The organism is Carnobacterium maltaromaticum DSM 20342, assembly GCF_000744945.1.
GTDB lineage: Bacteria > Bacillota > Bacilli > Lactobacillales > Carnobacteriaceae > Carnobacterium > Carnobacterium maltaromaticum.
This window is the reverse complement of the sequence record NZ_JQMX01000001.1, coordinates 3353723-3373288: the sequence shown is the minus strand read 5'-3', so window position 1 is coordinate 3373288 and position 19566 is coordinate 3353723. Positions and strand designations below refer to the sequence as shown.

Annotated in this window: 21 protein-coding genes, 1 tRNA gene and 1 pseudogene; 6 read left to right on the top strand and 17 right to left on the bottom strand. The window is 34.6% G+C overall.

Translation table 11 applies throughout. The features are described 5' to 3' along the window. The first annotated feature begins 123 nt into the window (after positions 1-123). Positions 124-1443: an IS1380 family transposase gene (locus BR77_RS15775; RefSeq protein WP_015076361.1), complete on the top strand. Its 1320-nt coding sequence runs from the start codon at positions 124-126 to the stop codon at positions 1441-1443. 245 nt (positions 1444-1688) lie between these two features. On the opposite strand, the gene BR77_RS15770 is transcribed toward BR77_RS15775, so the two are convergent. The 3 genes from BR77_RS15770 to map all read right to left on the bottom strand — a co-directional run bounded on the left by BR77_RS15770 (position 1689) and on the right by map (position 4886). Further along, positions 1689-2426: a YveK family protein gene (locus BR77_RS15770; RefSeq protein WP_010051703.1), complete on the bottom strand. Its 738-nt coding sequence runs from the start codon at positions 2424-2426 to the stop codon at positions 1689-1691. A gap of 472 nt (positions 2427-2898) precedes the next feature. Then, complete coding sequence (locus BR77_RS15765; protein ID WP_010051702.1) at positions 2899-3837, bottom strand: YihY/virulence factor BrkB family protein; 939 nt, start codon at positions 3835-3837, stop codon at positions 2899-2901. A 293-nt stretch (positions 3838-4130) separates the two neighbouring features. Further along, positions 4131-4886 (bottom strand): type I methionyl aminopeptidase, encoded by a 756-nt coding sequence (gene map / locus BR77_RS15760; RefSeq protein ID WP_035065676.1) that lies wholly within the window; start codon positions 4884-4886, stop codon positions 4131-4133. Between the two features lie 285 nt (positions 4887-5171). Here map and BR77_RS15755 point away from each other — a divergent pair, with 285 nt between their 5' ends. Beyond that, positions 5172-5612, top strand: a complete 441-nt coding sequence (locus tag BR77_RS15755; RefSeq protein WP_035065674.1) for a flavodoxin — start codon at positions 5172-5174, stop codon at positions 5610-5612. Between the two features lie 75 nt (positions 5613-5687). Here BR77_RS15755 and BR77_RS15750 read toward each other — a convergent pair whose 3' ends face one another. The 3 genes from BR77_RS15750 to BR77_RS15740 all read right to left on the bottom strand — a co-directional run bounded on the left by BR77_RS15750 (position 5688) and on the right by BR77_RS15740 (position 7742). Then, entirely contained in the window at positions 5688-6350 is a 663-nt protein-coding gene (locus BR77_RS15750; protein WP_035065670.1) for a DUF1361 domain-containing protein, read from the bottom strand. 202 nt (positions 6351-6552) lie between these two features. After that, positions 6553-7116 (bottom strand): TetR/AcrR family transcriptional regulator, encoded by a 564-nt coding sequence (locus tag BR77_RS15745; RefSeq protein ID WP_010051695.1) that lies wholly within the window; start codon positions 7114-7116, stop codon positions 6553-6555. A 65-nt stretch (positions 7117-7181) separates the two neighbouring features. Then, positions 7182-7742: a TetR/AcrR family transcriptional regulator gene (locus BR77_RS15740; protein WP_015077084.1), complete on the bottom strand. Its 561-nt coding sequence runs from the start codon at positions 7740-7742 to the stop codon at positions 7182-7184. Between the two features lie 295 nt (positions 7743-8037). Here BR77_RS15740 and BR77_RS15735 point away from each other — a divergent pair, with 295 nt between their 5' ends. The 3 genes from BR77_RS15735 to BR77_RS19570 all read left to right on the top strand — a co-directional run bounded on the left by BR77_RS15735 (position 8038) and on the right by BR77_RS19570 (position 10409). Continuing rightward, positions 8038-9276, top strand: coding sequence for an aminopeptidase (locus BR77_RS15735; protein ID WP_015077085.1), 1239 nt, complete (start codon positions 8038-8040; stop codon positions 9274-9276). A gap of 198 nt (positions 9277-9474) precedes the next feature. Further along, a complete protein-coding gene (locus BR77_RS19575; protein ID WP_035065663.1) occupies positions 9475-9879 on the top strand; it encodes a hypothetical protein in 405 nt (134 codons plus the stop codon). 32 nt (positions 9880-9911) lie between these two features. After that, positions 9912-10409 carry a hypothetical protein gene (locus BR77_RS19570; protein WP_035065661.1) on the top strand — a complete coding sequence of 166 codons (498 nt, stop codon included), beginning with the start codon at positions 9912-9914 and terminating at the stop codon, positions 10407-10409. Between the two features lie 136 nt (positions 10410-10545). Here BR77_RS19570 and BR77_RS15720 read toward each other — a convergent pair. The 10 genes and pseudogenes from BR77_RS15720 to BR77_RS15675 form a co-directional block, all read right to left on the bottom strand. Continuing rightward, positions 10546-10618, bottom strand: a tRNA-Arg gene (locus BR77_RS15720). A 169-nt stretch (positions 10619-10787) separates the two neighbouring features. After that, entirely contained in the window at positions 10788-11198 is a 411-nt protein-coding gene (locus tag BR77_RS15715; protein WP_015077087.1) for a DUF3284 domain-containing protein, read from the bottom strand. Further along, a complete protein-coding gene (locus BR77_RS15710) occupies positions 11199-11384 on the bottom strand; it encodes a DUF6609 family protein (protein WP_010051685.1) in 186 nt (61 codons plus the stop codon). A 5-nt stretch (positions 11385-11389) separates the two neighbouring features. Continuing rightward, positions 11390-11617 (bottom strand): hypothetical protein, encoded by a 228-nt coding sequence (locus BR77_RS15705; protein WP_010051683.1) that lies wholly within the window; start codon positions 11615-11617, stop codon positions 11390-11392. Positions 11618-11779: 162 nt separating this feature from the next. Further along, positions 11780-12109 (bottom strand): PTS lactose/cellobiose transporter subunit IIA, encoded by a 330-nt coding sequence (locus tag BR77_RS15700; RefSeq protein WP_015077089.1) that lies wholly within the window; start codon positions 12107-12109, stop codon positions 11780-11782. A 32-nt stretch (positions 12110-12141) separates the two neighbouring features. Then, a complete protein-coding gene (locus BR77_RS15695) occupies positions 12142-12459 on the bottom strand; it encodes a PTS sugar transporter subunit IIB (protein WP_010051681.1) in 318 nt (105 codons plus the stop codon). Positions 12460-12725: 266 nt separating this feature from the next. After that, positions 12726-13052 carry a PTS sugar transporter subunit IIB gene (locus BR77_RS15690; RefSeq protein WP_010051679.1) on the bottom strand — a complete coding sequence of 109 codons (327 nt, stop codon included), beginning with the start codon at positions 13050-13052 and terminating at the stop codon, positions 12726-12728. 72 nt (positions 13053-13124) lie between these two features. Next, a complete protein-coding gene (locus tag BR77_RS15685) occupies positions 13125-13442 on the bottom strand; it encodes a PTS sugar transporter subunit IIB (RefSeq protein ID WP_010051677.1) in 318 nt (105 codons plus the stop codon). 197 nt (positions 13443-13639) lie between these two features. After that, positions 13640-14890, bottom strand: coding sequence for a PTS sugar transporter subunit IIC (locus BR77_RS15680; protein ID WP_010051676.1), 1251 nt, complete (start codon positions 14888-14890; stop codon positions 13640-13642). Between the two features lie 218 nt (positions 14891-15108). Further along, positions 15109-17676, bottom strand: a pseudogene (locus BR77_RS15675) (sigma-54-dependent transcriptional regulator); the annotation flags it as partial. 157 nt (positions 17677-17833) lie between these two features. Here BR77_RS15675 and BR77_RS15670 point away from each other — a divergent pair. Further along, positions 17834-19153, top strand: coding sequence for an IS1380-like element IS1678 family transposase (locus BR77_RS15670; RefSeq protein WP_015075518.1), 1320 nt, complete (start codon positions 17834-17836; stop codon positions 19151-19153). 198 nt (positions 19154-19351) lie between these two features. On the opposite strand, the gene BR77_RS19565 is transcribed toward BR77_RS15670, so the two are convergent. After that, positions 19352-19489, bottom strand: a complete 138-nt coding sequence (locus tag BR77_RS19565) for a helix-turn-helix domain-containing protein (protein WP_155520278.1) — start codon at positions 19487-19489, stop codon at positions 19352-19354. Positions 19490-19566: the final 77 nt, after the last annotated feature.

Genomic DNA, 19566 nt, shown 5'->3' with positions numbered 1-19566 from the left:
CTATTAAAAGCCTATTAACGCGCGGTTCTTCTTTTCTTTTTCCGCACCCTTTGGGTGTACAAAAAGAACCCCAATCTGCTATGGTTAAAGTGACTAAACTAAACCAAGAAAGGGGTTCTCTCAATGGCTACATTACAGGAAAAACACGTAAAATTCAACTCTAAAATGGTGGTGTCAAACACCGGTGGTAATCTTTCGTCGGATGCCGGTCTCATCTTGGTGAAGGAATTCATGGATTCGCTTGGATTTTATTCGTTCGCGAAGCAATTCCTCCACTTCAATGAGGACCGTATTTATTGGACTCATGACAACATCTCCCTGCTCGAACAGCTGCTCTTCCAGTTGATTGCCGGATATTCCGCGGATTCATCCGCCAATCTCTTGAAGGAAGATCCCATTTTTCGGTTGGTTTTGGATAAGGAAGCCATCGCCTCCCAGGCCTCACTATCCCGCTTCTGGGACCGGATCAGCGAGGAGAACATTGCACAGTTTCAGGAACTGAACCAAGCCATGCTGGACAAGGTCCGCATGGAACGGAACAATACCCAAATGATCATCGATTTAGATTCCACACATTCGGATACGTTCGGGAACCAAGAAAAGACTGAGTACAATGCCCATTACGGCACACAGGGCTATCATCCGTTGGTGGCCTTCGATGGCCTCACGGGAGACTTTCTGAAAGCAGAACTTCGTTCTGGCAATGTGTATACGTCAAAAGGTGTAAAAGATTTTCTGGCACCGATGCTCGCACATTACTGTCAAGTCCTTCCCTGCACTGATATTTTGGTCCGGGGAGACAGCGGCTTTGCGACGCCCGAGGTCTATGATACATGTGAATCCAACGGAAGTTTCTATGTCATCCGCCTGAAATCAAATAAAGTCGTGGAAAAACTAGCGGAATCCTATGTCCTGGTTGGGGACAACCATTCCTGGGATGAAAGGGAAGTCCACCACTATTCCGCGTTCTATCAAGCCAATAGCTGGCCCCAAAAACGTCGAATCTGTATCAAATCGACTCGGGAAGCGAATCAGCTGGTGTTCAGTCACGAGTACGTGGTCACTAATTTTCACGAGGAATTATCCGCGAAAACCATCTTCCAGATTTACCATAAACGTGGCACCATGGAGAACTTCATCAAGGAAGCGAAAAATGGGTTCTATTTCGACAAGACGGATAGCTCAAGCTTCTTGGAAAATCATGCGCGGATGATGGTAAGCCTGTTGGCTTACAACCTGGTCAACTTCATGAAGACCATCTGTCTACCTGAAAAGGAAGCGACATTCCAAGTCGACACATTGCGGCTCCGCCTGTTCAAGGTGTCGGGTAAATTAGTCCACAGTGGCCGAAGATTGCTTTTACGGATGAGCTCCTATCATGTCTATCAAGACTTGTTTTATCAGTTACTGGATAAAATCCAGCAACTCAGTTGGCAAGCGTAAAATAGCAATCAGCTTTTAAAAAGACATGGAATCACTAAGGGATTCGTGCGCCCAAAAACAGCTCCAGATTCCCTATCTTCGTTAAAAAAACAAAAGGAAATCTGTTTTCGCAAGTACAAACCGGTTGAAAAAAGAAAATTCAACTCAAATCGATGTATAAACGTTATTTTCCCAAAAAAATTAGATCTATGAATTATTCAGGGTTCTTTATTTGTTTTAAATTTAAACATTCTAGTCAATCTCCTTTATACGCGGCTTCGTGCTGCTCGTCTAGTATTTACTCCAGCAGGTAAAATTGCTGTCAATTCTTCTTCATCCATTTCAGAAACCGCTCCTAAATTAGTCCATCCTAGCGTATCATTAATGAATTTTTCATCTCGAACCGTTTTGTCTAAAAATTCAAGGACAAAAGCCACACCAACACCTAGTAATAATCCAATAATTAAGCCTATCAGCATATTAATGGTTGAGTTAGGAGATATCTGTGAAGAATTAGGAACAGCTTTAGAAATCGGTGTTACATTTTTCACACTCATAATATCGCCGATTTTATTTTGGAAAACCGTAGCTACAGCATTTGCAATATCTGCAGCTACATACGGATCTGCATCCGTAACTTGAACTGTAAATACTTGTGAATTTTGTTGTGTAATCACTTCAATCTGACTTTTCAATTGATCTGTAGTCAAATTGGTTTTCAACTCTTTTCTTACTTCGTCCAAAATAACCGGACCTTTGATAATATCTTTATACGTATTAATCATTTGAACATCTGTTTGCAAGTCTGCCAATTGATTGGTTGATTGCCCTTCTTCATTCGCTCGATTAACTAATAATTGTGTTGTGGCACTATATTTTGGCGTAATCAAGAAAAAAGTTACTACTGCAGCTAAGGCTATTCCTGCTAAACCTAAACCAATGATCAAAGCTAAACGCTTTCTTATAACCTCAAATAGCTCTGTTAAACTAATCGATTCTTCCATTTTTTCCTCCTACTAATAAACTATTCATTTTAAGTTTCTTTTTTTATATTTAGTTACAAACTAGACCTTAATAATTATATCATATTCTCCCCACTCTGTGGGCTAAATAGGGCTAAATAAAATGATAATTCTAAATATATATGTATACTAAATTAATAGAAAAACAAATCATTAAAATATTTATAATTTATTTTAGTTAATAACAACGGTTAAAATTCTTAAACCTTATCACATTATCTCTTTTTCCATTGAATTTTCCATTCTTTTTTTTTCTTATATAACAGTAAAAAAAGAAACTTATTACCTACACCTGCTTCATTAGAATAAAAAAACGCGAAACAAGACAGTCCTTTTATTTCCGATTCATCAGAAGTTCATTAAATTTTTGTTTCACATATGACTTAAACTCTATTTACAATCAAAAAGCTATAGATGGCACTCTACAAAAGAGTAACATCTATAGCTTTTTATTTTATTTCTTATTTGTTAACTTATCTTTACCTTTATTAATCTGACGTTCGAAGTAATCACCGATTCGACTACTATTATTTTCTATCTTTCCATGTCTAAATTCATCGATTGAAGCATTAATAACTGCGCCTAAGGTTAAAACAATTCCAGAACCATTTAACCAAAGCATTAGAACAATAAAAATCCCTACACTCCCGTAGCTTAAGGTTCTACCTGAAAAGTAGCGTACATATATGGCGAATGCTTGTGATAACAATACCCAACCTATTGTAGCAAATATAGCACCTGGCAAAACAAATTTAACCTTTACTTGCGCATTAGGAACCATGTAATAAACTAAGGTAAATACAAATAATAAGACAAACAGCGTAACTGGCCATTTGACACTTTGAAAAATAGCTACTAATTCTTCTGGCAACTGTAAAAGTGGAGTTAAATAATTCAAAACCACTTGTCCAAAACTGAACACTAAAACTAATGCTACAATGCCTAAAACTAAAATTAAAGTAAATGCCAATGAAGCTAATCGAATTACAAACATGTTCTTTCTTGGTTCAACTCCATAGGCTTTGTTCATACTTACCTGCATCGCATTCATACCTTTACTAGCAGCCCAAAAAGCGGCAACAATACCAAAAGATAACATTCCACTGCTACTAGAAGTCAACAAACGATGAATGGTTTCAACGATTTCTTGGTAAATGGCTTCAGGAATAATAGTAGAAAAATAAGGTAAAATCGTATTGATATCTAGATTCAGCAATGGCAGTAAATTTCCGATAATGATTACAATTGGGAAGAAAGATAATAATAAATAGTAGGCAATAACTACTGAAGAGTTTGTTACTTCAGCTTCTTGATACTTCCTCTGAATGGTTTCAAAAAAACGTAACCATTCCTTTTTATTAAAATACTTATTCATTTTTTTTGAGCTAGTCATTTATTACTCCTCGTACTCTTAAGACATCTAAAAAACTTGTTATGCCTTTCAATTCTAAGCTAAAAGATAGAAAAAAGAAAGTATTTACTTAAATAAAAAGCTCGTTGAGCCGGGTAGCTCTGATAAGAAAATAGGAAAAATTAATGTGATGCTTTTTGTCACCTTGAATTTTTATCTTTTTCTCAAGGAGTTGGCTCATAAGAGCTAGCCTAAATAAAAAGCTCGTTAAGCTGGAGAACTGGATAAAAAAAGAGGGTACAACTAATTTCAGTTGTACCCTCTTTAAACTTATTTTATTGATCGCCTTGTGAGGTTAAAATACGAGGGCCGTCTTTAGTAATAGCTAAAGTATGTTCAAATTGGCAGCTAATTCCGCCATCTTTTGTGCGTGCGGTCCAACCATTGTCATCCATTTTAGATTTCCAAGTTCCTGTGTTGACCATAGGTTCGATTGTTATAACCATACCTTCTTTTAAACGTAACCCTTTTCCTGCTTCACCATAATGAGGTACAGCTGGACTTTCGTGGATTGTTGGGCCAATACCATGACCAATAAATTCACGAACTACGCCTAAGTTTTCGCCTTCTACATAGGTTTGAATTGCATGTCCGATATCACCAATCCGGTTACCTACTTGAGCTTGCTCAATCCCTAAATATAATGACTTCTTCGTTACTTCCATTAAATGGTCTAGCTCTGGCGTTGATTTTCCAACGACATAACTCCAGCAAGAATCTGATAATGCTCCTTTTAAATCGACACACATGTCAACTTTAATTAAATCACCATCTTTTAGGACTTCTTTTCTAGGAAAACCATGACAAATTTCATCATTGATACTAACACAAGTTGCATATTTATAGCCTTCAAAGCCTTTTTGTGCAGCAATTGCTCCATGATCTGTTATAAATTTATCTACAAATTCTTCAATATCCCAACTTGTAATGCCAGGCTTAATAAAATCACGCAAAGCAATATGCACATTAGCCAGTAAAGCACCTGATTCCGCCATTGCTTCAATTTCACGTGGAGATTTTAATGTTATCATACAATTCCTCTTTTCTTTTAAACTACATGTAGCTTAAGCTTTCATCTTCTCTATTATAACGCATTTTTCTGTTTTGTGAACCAATCTTGTTTAAAGAATTTTAAAAATCCTAATAAAAACTGAATTTATCAACTATTTAGTCAGATTTAAGAATAATTTATTTCTATTTAAAGAGTCTTTGAAAGCAAAAAAAACTATTTGTGATTTTAATTGCATTTGTAACGCTATATTTGTTATAATTTGAAGGATGTAATAGTTGAATTGAACTATGGAGGGATGATTGAAATGCCAAGTGCTAAAATTGTTTATGCAAGTATGACGGGAAATACAGAAGAAATTGCCGATGTGGTCGCAGAAGCGCTTGAAAATTTAAACATTGATGTTGAAACTGTTGAGTGCACTAATGCTGAACCTGATGACTTTGAAAATGTTGACTTATGTATTGTTGCTACATATACATACGGCGACGGTGATTTACCAGATGAAATTGTCGATTTTTATGAAGACTTAGCTGATGTTGATTTAACTGGTAAAATTTTTGGGACTTGTGGATCTGGCGATACATTTTATGACGATTTTTGTAAATCGATTGATGACTTTACTGAACGATTTATTGAAACTGGAGCGACTAAAGGTGCTGAAAGTGTCAAAATTGACCTCGCTGCTGAAGAAGAGGATATCCAAAAATTAGAAGCATTTGCTAAAGAATTAGTTAGCAAACTATAAAAAAAGAGTTAAAAATCAATTCAATTTGATTTTTAACTCTTTTTTTTAATCTAAAGATACTTTTCAACCGCTATTTCAAGCCTTAAATGATGTATTATCCAGCCGTATAAAGCTAACTGCATAAAATAGAATAAGCTGTAATATAGTAAAACCTAAAATAAATAGATACATATTTGGCTCAAATGCATCAATAATCGCTCTGATTGATTCGATTGGGTCAGTAATTAAATAGACCGTATGAAGCCTTGAAAAACGCCCTAAATAAATTCCAAAACTAGAAATCCCACAAATAAATAGATAAAAAAGATGAACATAATAGTTCTTTTTAAAGTTAAACCGAATTGCCAATGCATCTCCAAAAGCTTTCAAACTATGATAACCCACTATCAAAAAGCCAATCACTCCAGCTAACAGTAAATAAAAGTCCTTCCAAATATTCGGTGCACTTAGCAAAGCATAACTATCTTGAATATAAGGTCGTAACCAACTTAGATGAACTAAGTCTGTTAATAAATAGGGCAGATTTGGGAAAAAAACAAGCCAAACAGCACTGATAATAAAAAAAAGACTAGTAGATTTAAGTTTTTTATTCGTCAACCAAAAAGATAATTCAATAGGTATGTAAGCTAATAATCCATTCAACAACATTAGCTGATACCGATAAGATATAAAGTAAATCGCAAACATATAGGCAATAAAGAATAGCCTAATTAAATTCTGCTGGTATCTAATTTTCATTTTATCACCTCATTGGTAGCATATCATAATCAGGAATTTTTTTGTATAGCTACTCTTCTTTCTTAACTAAAAATAAAACAAACGAATAGTGACTCATCATTTATTTAAAACTATTTCTACCAAGAGTATATCTTATATATTTAATCCGAAAAAAAGTGAGTCGACTAATGGATATTAGCTAACTCACTTTTTTATTTTTTGTTTAAGCGTCGTAACGAGCGCCTAAAATCATGTCTGACAATGATTCACGTAAACTTGTTTCAACTTGTTCAGAATCCATTGGCAATAAGCCTGAAGATAACAATGAAGCAATTCCTTGTGCAACAATCCAAACTTTTGTAAATACTTGGAATTTATCTGCATCTGAAAGATTTTTTGTTTCTTCTTTTTCATTCATTAATTTCATGGCAAAGTCTAATGAAATTTTATGCATTTTTTCAATGCCTAAATGATTTTCAATGTATAAAGCTCGGAATAAAACTTTTTCAGTATCAGCAAAATAAATATAATTTAAACAGGCATCTAAAAGTGGATCCCCTGTGTGTTCATGAGAATAAATTTCAGTTTTTAAATAACCTTTAATTTTCTCGAATAATTCATTTTTTAAATCATCCATATTTTTAAATTCTAAATAAATTGGTTGAGTTGAACATTTCATTTTTTTAGCGATATTACGAGCCGTAAATCCACCAAAACCTTCTGTTCTAACAACATCATATGCTGCGTTTAAAATTTGTTGTTTTGTAATTGTTTTCTTTCTAGCCATTAGGCTACACCTCGTTTCATTATTTTAGAAAAACTTACTTTTTATTATCTCACTAGTGCCGAGCACTATTTTGATCCTTTAATTGCTTCAATGATACCAGATTTAGCACGTTTAATGTATTTTTCATTAGCAGCATCATCATTATTTACTTGTCCCACAGTCGTTAATGAAGCTAAACCATGAATAACAATCCATAAATCACAGAATAACGTTTTGATTTCTTCATTAGTTAATTGTTCCGTTATATCTTCAACTAATGATTCTAACAAAAATTGATATGACTCAGTTTTCGTTAAATCGACAATTAATAAATTAGCATTAAATAATATTTCGAATAATTTTTTCTCGTTTTTAGAAAAATCAATGTAATTTAATGACACGTCTGTAAATAGATTTCCAGTCACTTTTCTTTCCATCAATTTATCTGACATTTGGCGCTGAATTTTATCTAAGAGGACCGACTTTAATTCATCCATATTCTCAAATTCAAGATAAATCGGCTGCGTTGAGCATCCAATTTCCTTCGCTACATTTCGAGCAGTAATCAACGATAAACCGTCTCTTTTTGCTATTGAATAAGCTGCATCTAATATTTGGTTCTTCATGATTACTTTTTTCCTAGTCACCGAGTTTCCTCCATTCCATATAAAAATAAACGTTATTGTTATTTTAACATCATTGTAGCATAAAAAAAAGAACTTTTTTAGTGTTAAGGCCGTTTATTTTAAAATTATTAACAATTTGTTACAGTTATTTTATCAAAATGCCCTTAAATACTCTTCTTTCATTAAATTGATCTGTTATTATTTGTTATTTTTTCTAAAAAAATTGTTTCTTAAAACAGGCTATGCTATCATTATCTAGTCAATCAATTTAGTTATTGATACAAAAATACTTTATCAAGAACTGGGGGATTTTTTTATGGTACTACCAAATTTTCAAGAAAATTTACAAAAATATGCTGATTTAATCGTTAGCACGGGGGTAAACGTTGATAAAGGACAAACTGTTGTTTTACAAATTGATGTTGAACAAGCACCTCTTGCACGTCTTATTACTCGAGCTGCTTATAAAAAAGGGGCTACTGAGGTCATTGTAAAATGGACAGATGATGAAATCAATCGCGAGATCTTCCTAGGCACACCTGAAGAACGCCTAACAGATATTCCACAATATAAGATTGATGAATCTTTAGACCAGCTAGAAAAGAACGCTAGCCGTATTAGCGTCCGTTCTGCTGACCCTGATGCACTGTCAGGTGTTGATTCAACTAAAGTTGCTGCTTATCAAAGTGCTGCTGGAAAAGCCCTTAAAGCTATGCGTATTGCTACTCAATCAAATAAAGTTAGTTGGACAGTTGTTGCTGCTTCAGGTGAGAAATGGGCAGCAAAAGTTTTCCCTAATTTAGCGACTAGTGAAGAGCAAGTTGATGCACTTTGGGACCAAATCTTTAAAACAACTAGAATTTATACTCCAGACCCTGTTGCGGCTTGGAATGCTCATGATCAATTACTTGAATCAAAAGCTGATGAATTAAATAAAGAACAATTTGATGCGCTACACTACACTGCACCAGGTACTGATTTCACAATTGGATTACCTAAAGGTCATCGCTGGGAAGGTGCTGGGAGCTTTAATGCTCGCGGTGAAAAATTCATGGCAAATATGCCTACAGAGGAAGTTTTTACTGCTCCAGATGCAAATCGAGCGGATGGTGTAATTAAAAGTACAAAACCACTTAGTTATGCAGGTACAACTATTTTAGATATGACTTTTACTTTCAAAGATGGTCAAGTAGTTGATGTAACTGCAAAAGAAGGGGAAGATGTTCTTAAGCATCTAATCGCAACAGATAACGGTTCTAAGCGCTTAGGTGAAGTTGCATTAGTTCCAGATCCTTCCCCAATTTCACAATCAGGAATTGTTTTCTATAATACTCTTTTTGATGAAAATGCCTCTAATCATTTAGCTTTAGGCTCTGCCTATGCCTTTAGTTTAGAAGGTGGAACGGAAATGACAGAAGAAGAGCTAATTGCTGCTGGTTTGAACCGTAGTGATGTCCATGTTGATTTCATGGTTGGATCAAATGAAATGGATGTTGATGGAATTCGTTTAGATGGTACCCGTGTTCCTATTTTCCGTAAAGGCAATTGGGCATAAAATAAAGTAGTTCATTACAAGCTAAAATGATTTTTATTTTAGCTTGTTTTTTTATGCTTTTATTTACCTAATAAAATTAATGAGCTACTCGACTAAAGCCTCTATTCATACAAATCCAAATTAAATAGATTATATAGAGTAATAATCGAGTTTATGTTATAATTACATTGTAAAACTAAAATAATTTGGAGGTAGAAAATGAAAAATTGGAAAGTTATATTATGGTTGGTATTATTTTTTCCATTAGGAGCCTACTTTATGTGGAGATATAGTAGTTGGAACATCCATCTTAAATATGGAATTAGTATTTTTCTAGGACTTCTTACAGCTCTGTTTACTTTTACTGATGGACTTTTTATTCTATTTTGGTATAGTAGCTTTGGTTCCTTATTATATTTTATTGCCACTTTTAAAAGTAGTCCAAAAAAACAGAAAATTAGTTTTTTAACTGCTAGTGTTTTATTGTTTGGTTCTAGTCTAGCTTTGAGCCCCACAACTGAATCAGTAGAGTCTGATCAAAGCCAAATCCAGGTAGTAAAAAAGATACTAGCGCGAGTGATATCAAAAAACAAAAAGAAAAAAAAGCAAGCGAAGAAAAGTTAGCAGCTGAAAATAAAATTCAAGCTGAAAAAGAGTTGCAAGCCGAAAAATTAAAAGAAGCAACAGATGCTTTAATTCTTGCAGAAGCTACACCTACCCGCGAAAATTATAATAAAGCGAGTACTTTAGTTGTTGCTTTAACAACTAAGGATTCAACTATTGTTTCTCGATTAGATACAGTTAAACAAACCGTTGAAGCTGAAGAAAAGATTGTAGCTGAGGCTAAGGAAAAAGCTGAAACTGAGCGAATTGCCGCTGAAGAAGCGCGGATAGCGGAAGAACAAAGAGTTCAAGAAGCCCAAAGAGTTGCTGAAGAACAACGACTTGCAAATGAACGAGCTGTTGCTGAAGAAAATAGAGTTGCTCAAGCTGCAGCTGCTGCCCCGCAACAAGATAACACTGGCCAACGTGTTTTAGTTACGCCAACTGGATCTAAATACCATATTCGTAAATGCGGCAATGGAACATATACAGACGCAAGCTTAGAAGATGCTCTCAGTCGAGGTTTGGAACCTTGTTCTAAATGTTTTTAAAGAACTATTCGTAGCCAAGTAGTCTATCTGAATAGGAGGTTCGGAGTAGAAACTACTCTGAACCTCCTATTTTCATTGCTAAAATAGAGTTTAAACAAAATCTATTAACAAATTTATCTTATCATATTTTCCGTTACGTTCCTGACTGGAATTGAACCAGCGACACCCCGTTTAGGAAACGAGTGCTCTATCCCCTGAGCTACAGGAACTTCAAAAGCTCACAAGCTATATTTTCTCATGAAAGCTCACAATTGTCTAGTCAGTATCTGCTTTTTTTCAATTTCACTATTTCTAATTTAATAAAAAATTAAACACCTCTTTCAAACAAAAAAACAAAGATTAGTTAAAACCAACCTTTGTTTTTATTTAGAATTCTACTTATAATTGCTCAATTGAAAGTAGCATCTTTTTCATATTCTTTTTACGGAAATAACTTAATAATGTCCCTACTACTCGATCATTCATAGTTTGGAATGCTCCATTCGACTCCATTTTTTCCGTATAAGTTACGCGACAGTGTGTTTCATCAATAGCATCAATTACATATTTGGCATCAAATTCATTTCGACTTGTAATTGTTTTAAATGCATATACTTGATTCTCTAAAATTTCAGTAATAATAATCTTTCCTGAGGATTTTGGAGCGAATTGTTTGCTATAAGAGAAACCAGAAAGTTGATCTTTACTCATTGATTTTTCAGTATGTTGACGAATATCATATAAAACAGATTCCATCACTCGTCCATAAAAATACTCAGCGGATACATTTAATTCTTTAATCAGTTCCATCTATTTTTTCCCCTCCGTCTTTTCATTTCCTTGTGACTTTCCTTTTCTGAAAATAAAAAATCCTGTGCCTATTAAAAATAGACCCGTAATTAGAATGAAATAGTTTATTTTCATTTCAGCTCCAAAAGCACTAGACATGATTGTCAACATTCCGATACTCATTACAAACAATCCATTTTTTTGCATTTAACTCATCCTTCCTCTACTGTTACTTGAAAGTACAAGACTCCGCCATATGGAGTTCCTTTAATGATTTCTTTGGCTTTTTTAGCCGCGGCTTCTTGATCATCTGTTGCTGACTTAAAGTACAATTTAATTCCTTTTTTCTCAACAAATTCGTAGCTTATTCCCTCTTCATTAAAGCTTGTTAATGTTTCAATAATTTTATCTTGTTGAACTGGTGCATTAAATACGATCATTTTTCTTTCCTTCTTTCCTAATTATTTATTTAACAATTTTGTAATAGATAACTTTTCTAAGTAAAGTAAAAATAGTCATAAATTCCACAAATTAGAATCCGCTTTCAAATCAATTCTTGTATAAAAGGAAGATTCATTCTTCCCCTTTATACAAGCTTAAATTTAGGCTACTGGAATTCCATCCATTTTTTTATATAAATCAACCATTTCTTTTGCTAAGTCACGGAAAGTGATAGCGTTCATTAAGTGATCTTGACTGTGAACTGTTAGCAATGTTACTGCAACATGATCCCCTTGAGCTTCTTGTGTTAACATACCTGTTTGAGAATGGTGTGCTTCCACTAACGCTTTATCTGAATCAATTAATTTTTGATCTGCTAATTCAAAGTCACCTTTTTTAGCTGCTTGGATAGCTTCCATTGCGTCACTTTTAGCATTTCCTCCATTAATAATTAATCCCATAATTGTTTCTAAATTTTCTTGATCTCCCACAATATTACACCCTTTCGTTATTTAATTTATTATTATTTCATCAATGATAATGCTTGATCTAATACTTTTTCACCATTCATCATGCCATAATCTTGCATGTTAATAATATCTAAAGGTACTCCTTTAGCTGCTACTTTTGGTTCAAATTGAGCTTTCATAAAACGAACTTGTGGTCCTAATAACATCACATCAATATTTTTTGATTCTAAGTGTGTATCAGCTTCTGAAGCAGAGACTGCAAAAATTTCTGCGTCTAATCCGCGTGCTTCTGCTGCTTTTTCCATTTTAGTTACTAATAGGCTGGTACTCATACCTGCTGAACATACTAACATAATTGTTTTTTCTGCCATTTTAATTCACTCCAATTTCATTATTTAATCTCTACACCTTATTATAATGCAAGTACCGTGCCAACTTTTAAAAAACTCAAAGCTTGTCAGAAAGCTATTTATAGAGCTTTTTCACTACACACTTTTAGTTTCGTACAGTTACACACTAATGTAACCTAATCTGTGGTATAAGTTTACTTAATAAATGATTCATTGCTTTTTTTATTGATATAACAAAAAGAACTTATCACCTAATTACTAGCAGTTGATAAATTCTTTAACACTTTTTAATTGGCGCTTTTCATTAATTCTTCAGCCCAGATTAGCACGCTCTCTCCATCCATTAAACCATAATCCTTCATGGTAATAACTTCAACTGGAATTCCTCGTGGTTCCAATATCGGACCAAATTGTCGCTTCATAAAACGAACTTGTGGTCCTAATAACATGACATTAATTGGTCGTTTTTCTAAAAAATCCGCCACATCTGAACCTGAAATAGCAAAAACATCAATATCAAGCCCTCTAGCTTCAATTGCTCGTTCCATGTTCAATACTAATAAGCTTGTGCTCATACCCGCTGAACACACCAATACGATTGTTTGTTTCGCCAAAACTAGCTACATCTCCTTTAGGAAAAGTAAAGGGGAGTTATGCTTTCGCACAAACTCCCACTACTTTATTAATTATTTCATCATAGAAAGAGCTTGATCCAGAACTTTATCACCGTTCATCATACCATAATCTTGCATATTTATAATATCTAATGGAATTCCTTTTGCTGCTACTTTTGGCTCAAATTGAGCTTTCATAAAACGAACTTGTGGTCCGAGTAACATTACATCAATATTCTTTGATTCTAAATTTGAATCAGCTTCTGAAGCTGATACTGCAAAAATTTCTGCATCTATACCTCTAGCTTCTGCTGCTTTTTCCATTTTTGTCACTAATAAACTTGTGCTCATACCTGCTGAACATACTAACATAATTGTTTTTTCTGCCATTTTATTTCACTCCGTCCTAATTTTTTAATTCATTTAAGTTGAGCAAAATTTCTCAACCCCGTATCTCTAATTTAAAATAATTTCTAAACTCTTATTCATCTAACACTTCTATTTTACCATACAACACCTTGAAAGGGCTACCATTATTATCTAAAAATTAAGGAGGCTGAGAACCTAATTCTCAGCCTCCTACTAAATTAAATTGCTTGTTCTTTTTTTAATTCTTGAATTTCAGCAATTTTAACAAATGGTGCGTAGATAACAATAGCAATTACTAAGTTTACTGCTGCTAATACTCCACCTGCAATGCTGTTTGTAGCAATAAATCCGCCAATAATTGGTGGTGTTACCCATGGTGGCATTGCAATTGCTGCTGGAACAAGTCCAGTACTTGTTGCAAAATAAGCAACTGTTACTAAAATCATTGGTGTTAAGACAAATGGTACAAACATAATTGGATTTAAAACAATTGGTAAACCAAACATCATTGGTTCGTTAATGTTGAAAATTCCAGGAGCTGCACTTAAATTTGTTACAACCATGTGCGCTTTATTACGACGACCAAACAAGTAGATAGCAATAATTAATCCTAAAGTAGCACCAGTACCACCTAAGTTAACAAAAGAATCAAAGAATGGTTTGTTCACAATATAAGGTGCTGCATCTCCAGCAGCAATTGCTTCTTGGTTAGCAGTGATTGCTGGTAAATTGATTGATTGCATTAAAGGCTCAATCATATTTGCTCCGTGTAAACCGAAGAACCATAGGAATGGTGTAATAAATGCTAATAGTAAAGCTGATGGCCAAGTACTAGCTAGACCCATAAATGGTTTTTGAACTAATTCATAGAATGAAGCGATAATATCAGTCACGCCAAATCCAGCAAAAATTGCTGCGATTAAACCGTAAATACTGATTGTAATCATTGCAGGGAATAATGCCGCAAATGATTTTGCTACAGCCGGTGGAACACCATCTGGCATTTTAACGATTAATTTTGGATTGCCAACTAATAGATTAAAGATTTCTGCTGAAGTGATACCAACGATTAAAGCAATAAACAAACCGTTTGATGACATTCCTGTTGCTCCGCCTAAGGCAAAGAATGATGCGACAGAAACAACTCCACCAGCTACGCCATCTTTACCGTAGCCTTTTAATAAGTTATGTGCGATTAAAAATGCAATAAGCACAGATAAAATTGCAAAAGTTCCGTTCCAAACACTTCCACCGAAGCCTTTCCAAGCCTCTCCTCCGAAAATTGAATTCATCAATTCTTGGAATCCAGGAATTGGTAAGTTGTTTAATAATACTGCTAATGATCCTAAAATCATTAAAGGCATTGTCACCATAAATGCATCACGAATTGCGACTAAATGGCGTTGAGCTCCAATTTTTGAAGCTGTTGGAATAAAGTGCTTTTCCATAAAATTAATAAAACCGTCCATTTTAACTTCCTCCTTCATTTAACAAGTAATCGTCTAACTCATTACTAAAAACGCGTTATCTCATTATTTACTTGTACACTAAGTATATATGCAAATAGCGTGCCAAAAACAAAAGAGTAGAAAACCCTTTAAAATAAAGCATTTTCTACTCTTTCATTTATTTACACACTACATTCTTTTTTTACACACATATGAAATCGTCTACAAAGTTTGTTTTTTTATTTATTGATTGTTAATTGAACTTGATTGTCAATAAACATTTGAACAATATAAGCTACCTCATCTTCAACCATAACTACCCTATACTGCTTTTCCAATGTCATTAGTGCTGCTTTGACTAAATCAACCTCTAAACGATATTTTTTTACATAATTTTCTAAATTTGGAAATTCTCGAATCATTGAACCTACTTTAAGACGTTCAACTAAAAAGGCTAAATGGATGATAATCCCAGTATCTACCCCTGGCTCCACAATAATATGCATATCTGTTTGTAATTGATGAACGATTTTTTGTGATTGCATGACTAACTTATGAACAGAACCAACATTACGAATCGTTCCTTCTAACGATTGAATCATTTGTTCGATTGGAATATCTTCATCCACAATACGTTTCAAAATATTTAATTTTTCATTATCGAAAATATCATATGCAGAAAAATAAGGAATATTTTGATAATCAAATTCAACAGTCCCAACAATAGCTTTAATTTCAAATTCTTCCATTAACTCATCAATATGTTGTTTGAAAGCCTCACGGTGTAAAAATTGCAGTTGAATAATTTTTGTTCGGCTTTGATCTATAACCGGACTAATTCTTTCATTTAAATGTTTAGCTACACCTTCACCAGTGAAACAAGTCACTAACACAGCTTTCTTTTGAGGTTTTTCTGTTTTTAAACTGGACTTAACCATATTTTCAAAAGTCAGTTGACAACTTTGATAGATATCCTCTAACGTCCGACCAACAGAAGCCATTCTAACAGCTTCTAAAACAATAGGAGTACTTACCATCGAAAGTGATTTTGTACGAATGCCTAATTCTTCAGAAATCATATTTCCAAAAGAAGTTAGAGATCCCATGTCGCTAAGAACTAACAAACCATTTTTGAATGTTTCTGGATTTTCCGTAATTGTTTTTTTGACTTTCTCATACATTTTTTGGACTTCCATTGTTAAGGGCATATCTATCGCACCACCAACATTTGTATCTAATAAATCTTGAACTGTCTCGAGCATACTTGTTGCTGTTGATTTACCATGCATTAAAACCATAATCGAAACCAATTCAGCTTTAGGTACAACTGTATCACTGATATCCAACGTTAAAAACATCGTAATAAATCCAATCTCATCAAAAGGCACTTCAATTTGGTATTCCTCTTCAATCATCCCAGATAAATCGATTGCTACTTGAAATTCTTTAGAATATTTTTTTCGGACATTATTTAAGTCAGGGTGAACAATTTGACGATTTTCTTTGATGCGCTCAAGAGAGCTTTGTAAATGTAAGGCAAATGCAAAACGTGCTTTTGGATTGTACTTACGATCTAGTCGTTCTTCCGCCACATCATACAAGCGATCTGTCAAATTTCTAAGCTGACTAGAAATCAAATCTTGATGAGCATCACTCATTGATAACTTTTCAACATAATCACGGAAATATTTCGTCATATCCGTTGCCATTAATTCTTCTAAATCAATGTCTTGAATACCACCTTCAGCCATGATTTCCCCGACTTTTTCTTCAATAACATTATAAACACTCATATCAGCTGATAGATCATTTTCTGATTGTCCTTTTTGGTCAACTGGGATATACGTAAAGTCATTAACCTTATTATCGATTAAACGCTCCATTTTTTCTGGTGCTTCTTTAACCCGTAACAATCCTTTTTGAACTTGCAAAGGTAAATCTTTTTGCGAAATTTTTAAATATTCTTCTTGATGTGTTCGATAATGTAGAAAGGCTTTCGCACAAACCAATTTTAAATCGCGCTGAACTTGGCCGATATTTCCGTCGGCATGGTAGAGCATAAAAGCTAACAACACGTCTCTTTCAACAACAATTTTTTGCCCTAAACGATTGGATTCTTTTTGCAAAAAAGTCGCAACTAACTCATACCGTTCATCGAGGCTCCGCTGATCTAAAGGTGGGAGCGTAATCATCATTGGGATGCGGCGATTAAAAGTTGATAATAAAGTATCTGAACTCTCTGTTGTTGCACCAATAATTTGGACACTAGCTTCATAAACTTGGCTACTTTCTCCCAATGGACGGTAAGTTCCTTTGTCAATAAAAGTAAACAGCATTTCTTGACCTTCTGGCGGTAAGCGATGAATTTCATCTAAGAATAAAATCCCGCCGTCTGCTTTACTCATTAGACCTACTCGATCTTCTGAAGCCCCTGTATAGGAACCCTTTTTAATACCAAAAATATGTCCAAATAATAATTGCGGGTTTTGAGCATAATCTGCACAGTTAAAGGAAATAAAAGGTGCATCTTTCGGTAAGGTCTGGGCCTCTATCGCAAATTGATACATGCATTCAGCAAATAACGATTTACCTGTTCCAGTTTTTCCAAAGATAATCGTGTGCAAGCCTCGAGGTGGATATAGAATTGCAGCTTTAGCTTGCTGAATCATCACTTTCAAAGATTCGTTACTTCCGATTAAATGTGAAAAAGACTCTTCTGGTTCCTCTTCTTGACTTATTATAGGACTAGATTCTAATCGTTGATACAAAACCGGACGTCCGTTAATCTTTTCAATTTTCTTTTCTTTATCCTGAATAATTCATACTTTTAATTAAAACCATGTGAAACTGCCTCACGGCAGCTTACAATTACTTTTTCATCTTCACCCGTTAAGTGATGAAAAAAGAACCCCTTTCTGCTATGGTTAAAGTGACTAAACCAACCAAAAGAAAGGAGTTCTTCTAATGACTAGCTTACACAAAAACCAAGTAAAATTCAATTCAAATATCACTATTTCTCATACAGGTGGTCAATTATCGAGTGATTCGGGTCTCGTCCTAGTGAAAGAGCTGATGAACACCTTCGGTTTTTCTGAACTGGCTAAGCAACACATTCACATTGAAGACGAACGAGCATATTTTACTCATGACAACTTATCCATACTTGAGCAGTTCATTATGCAATTAATTGCTGGTTACTCAGCTGATTCTGCAGCTAATCTCCTGAGACAAGATCCTGTGTTTAAAGCTGTTTTAGATAGGAAAGAACTCGCTTCTCAATCTTCACTTTCTCGATTTTTAGATCGACTATCTGAGGAGAATATCCATGAACTTCAAGCTTTGAACCAAGAACTTATTGATAAAGCACGCCTCATCCGTAATGATACGGAATTAATCATTGATTTAGATTCGACCCATTCAGATACATTTGGTCACCAAGAACAAACGGATTATAATACCCACTACCAAACCTATGGTTATCATCCATTGGTAGCTTTTGACGGATTGACTGGTGACTTCTTAAAAGCTGAACTACGTTCAGGAAATCAATATACATCAAAAGGCGTAAAGGAGTTTCTCACACCTTTATTAGAGCACTATAATCACTCTCTACCAAACACTGACATCTTGGTTCGTGGAGACAGCGGGTTCGCTACACCTGGTGTGTATGATTCGTGTGAATCAAAAAAGAGTCATTATGTTATTCGACTGAAGAATAATCGTAGACTAGGTCAAATAGCTGAGAAATCAGTACTTTATGGCGATAATCAAAAGTGGGAAGAACGAGAAGTTCAGTACTTCTCCACCACTTATCAAGCACAATCCTGGTCACAAAGTCGTCGCGTGTGTATACGCTCAACACGTGAAGCGGGCGAACTACTCTTTCGACATGAGTTTATCGTGACGAATCTATCAGAAAATGTTTCTCCTGATACCATCTTTTCTCTCTATGCCAAACGTGGCACAATGGAGAACTTCATTAAAGAAGCGAAAGCTGGCTTTTACTTTGACAAGACAGACAGTCCTCGCTTTTTGGAGAATCATGTCCGAATGATGCTCAGCTTGATAGCTTACAACTTAGTCAACTTCTTAAGAACGATTGGCTTTGAGGAAGTCCAAAAGGGAATGACCATTCATTCTATTCGATTGAAGTTTCTGAAAGTTGCTGGGAAATTAGTCCAAACGGGTAGACGAGTCTATCTCAAATTATCTAGTTATCATGTGTATCAGAATGAATTCTACAGGGTCTTTGCTCGCCTGAGGCGAGCCAGTCAATGGATCTAATCCAACAATCTAACGATTTTTTTACTGGGAAGTTATCCAGGGAGAAGTATGCTCAAAATGCCTTACACCCAAAATTTATTCCTCAATATTTTTGAACAGTGAATGTTTGAAGTAACTTTTTAGTCAAAATCAGTTGATAGGGATATTAGTGATACATATTTCAATAAAATGTACCAAAGAATTAAAGCTATGAATTATTCAGGCTTTATATAATTCATTTAAGTATCGACTTACATTAGCTCGGTCTAAATCTAATCCCGCCGCAATTTCAACCGCTGTCATTTTTTCAGAACGACTTTCTAAAAATGAAAATACCGTTGCTTTTCGATTCGTCACAATAAAAATCCCCCTGTTCAATCAAAATACTAGACTACAAAAAATAGTCCACTGAGCTTAAGTATTATCTATCCACT

What these genes read in the sequence shown, in the direction of transcription:
- BR77_RS15775 (WP_015076361.1), top strand. Translation starts at nt 124, where the DNA reads ATGGCTACATTACAGGAAAAACACGTAAAATTCAACTCTAAAATGGTG.
- BR77_RS15770 (WP_010051703.1), bottom strand. Translation starts at nt 2,426, where the DNA reads ATGGAAGAATCGATTAGTTTAACAGAGCTATTTGAGGTTATAAGAAAG.
- BR77_RS15765 (WP_010051702.1), bottom strand. Translation starts at nt 3,837, where the DNA reads ATGACTAGCTCAAAAAAAATGAATAAGTATTTTAATAAAAAGGAATGG.
- map (WP_035065676.1), bottom strand. Translation starts at nt 4,886, where the DNA reads ATGATAACATTAAAATCTCCACGTGAAATTGAAGCAATGGCGGAATCA.
- BR77_RS15755 (WP_035065674.1), top strand. Translation starts at nt 5,172, where the DNA reads ATGCCAAGTGCTAAAATTGTTTATGCAAGTATGACGGGAAATACAGAA.
- BR77_RS15750 (WP_035065670.1), bottom strand. Translation starts at nt 6,350, where the DNA reads ATGAAAATTAGATACCAGCAGAATTTAATTAGGCTATTCTTTATTGCC.
- BR77_RS15745 (WP_010051695.1), bottom strand. Translation starts at nt 7,116, where the DNA reads ATGGCTAGAAAGAAAACAATTACAAAACAACAAATTTTAAACGCAGCA.
- BR77_RS15735 (WP_015077085.1), top strand. Translation starts at nt 8,038, where the DNA reads ATGGTACTACCAAATTTTCAAGAAAATTTACAAAAATATGCTGATTTA.
- BR77_RS19575 (WP_035065663.1), top strand. Translation starts at nt 9,475, where the DNA reads ATGAAAAATTGGAAAGTTATATTATGGTTGGTATTATTTTTTCCATTA.
- BR77_RS15715 (WP_015077087.1), bottom strand. Translation starts at nt 11,198, where the DNA reads ATGGAACTGATTAAAGAATTAAATGTATCCGCTGAGTATTTTTATGGA.
- BR77_RS15710 (WP_010051685.1), bottom strand. Translation starts at nt 11,384, where the DNA reads ATGCAAAAAAATGGATTGTTTGTAATGAGTATCGGAATGTTGACAATC.
- BR77_RS15705 (WP_010051683.1), bottom strand. Translation starts at nt 11,617, where the DNA reads ATGATCGTATTTAATGCACCAGTTCAACAAGATAAAATTATTGAAACA.
- BR77_RS15695 (WP_010051681.1), bottom strand. Translation starts at nt 12,459, where the DNA reads ATGGCAGAAAAAACAATTATGTTAGTATGTTCAGCAGGTATGAGTACC.
- BR77_RS15685 (WP_010051677.1), bottom strand. Translation starts at nt 13,442, where the DNA reads ATGGCAGAAAAAACAATTATGTTAGTATGTTCAGCAGGTATGAGCACA.
- BR77_RS15680 (WP_010051676.1), bottom strand. Translation starts at nt 14,890, where the DNA reads ATGGACGGTTTTATTAATTTTATGGAAAAGCACTTTATTCCAACAGCT.
- BR77_RS15670 (WP_015075518.1), top strand. Translation starts at nt 17,834, where the DNA reads ATGACTAGCTTACACAAAAACCAAGTAAAATTCAATTCAAATATCACT.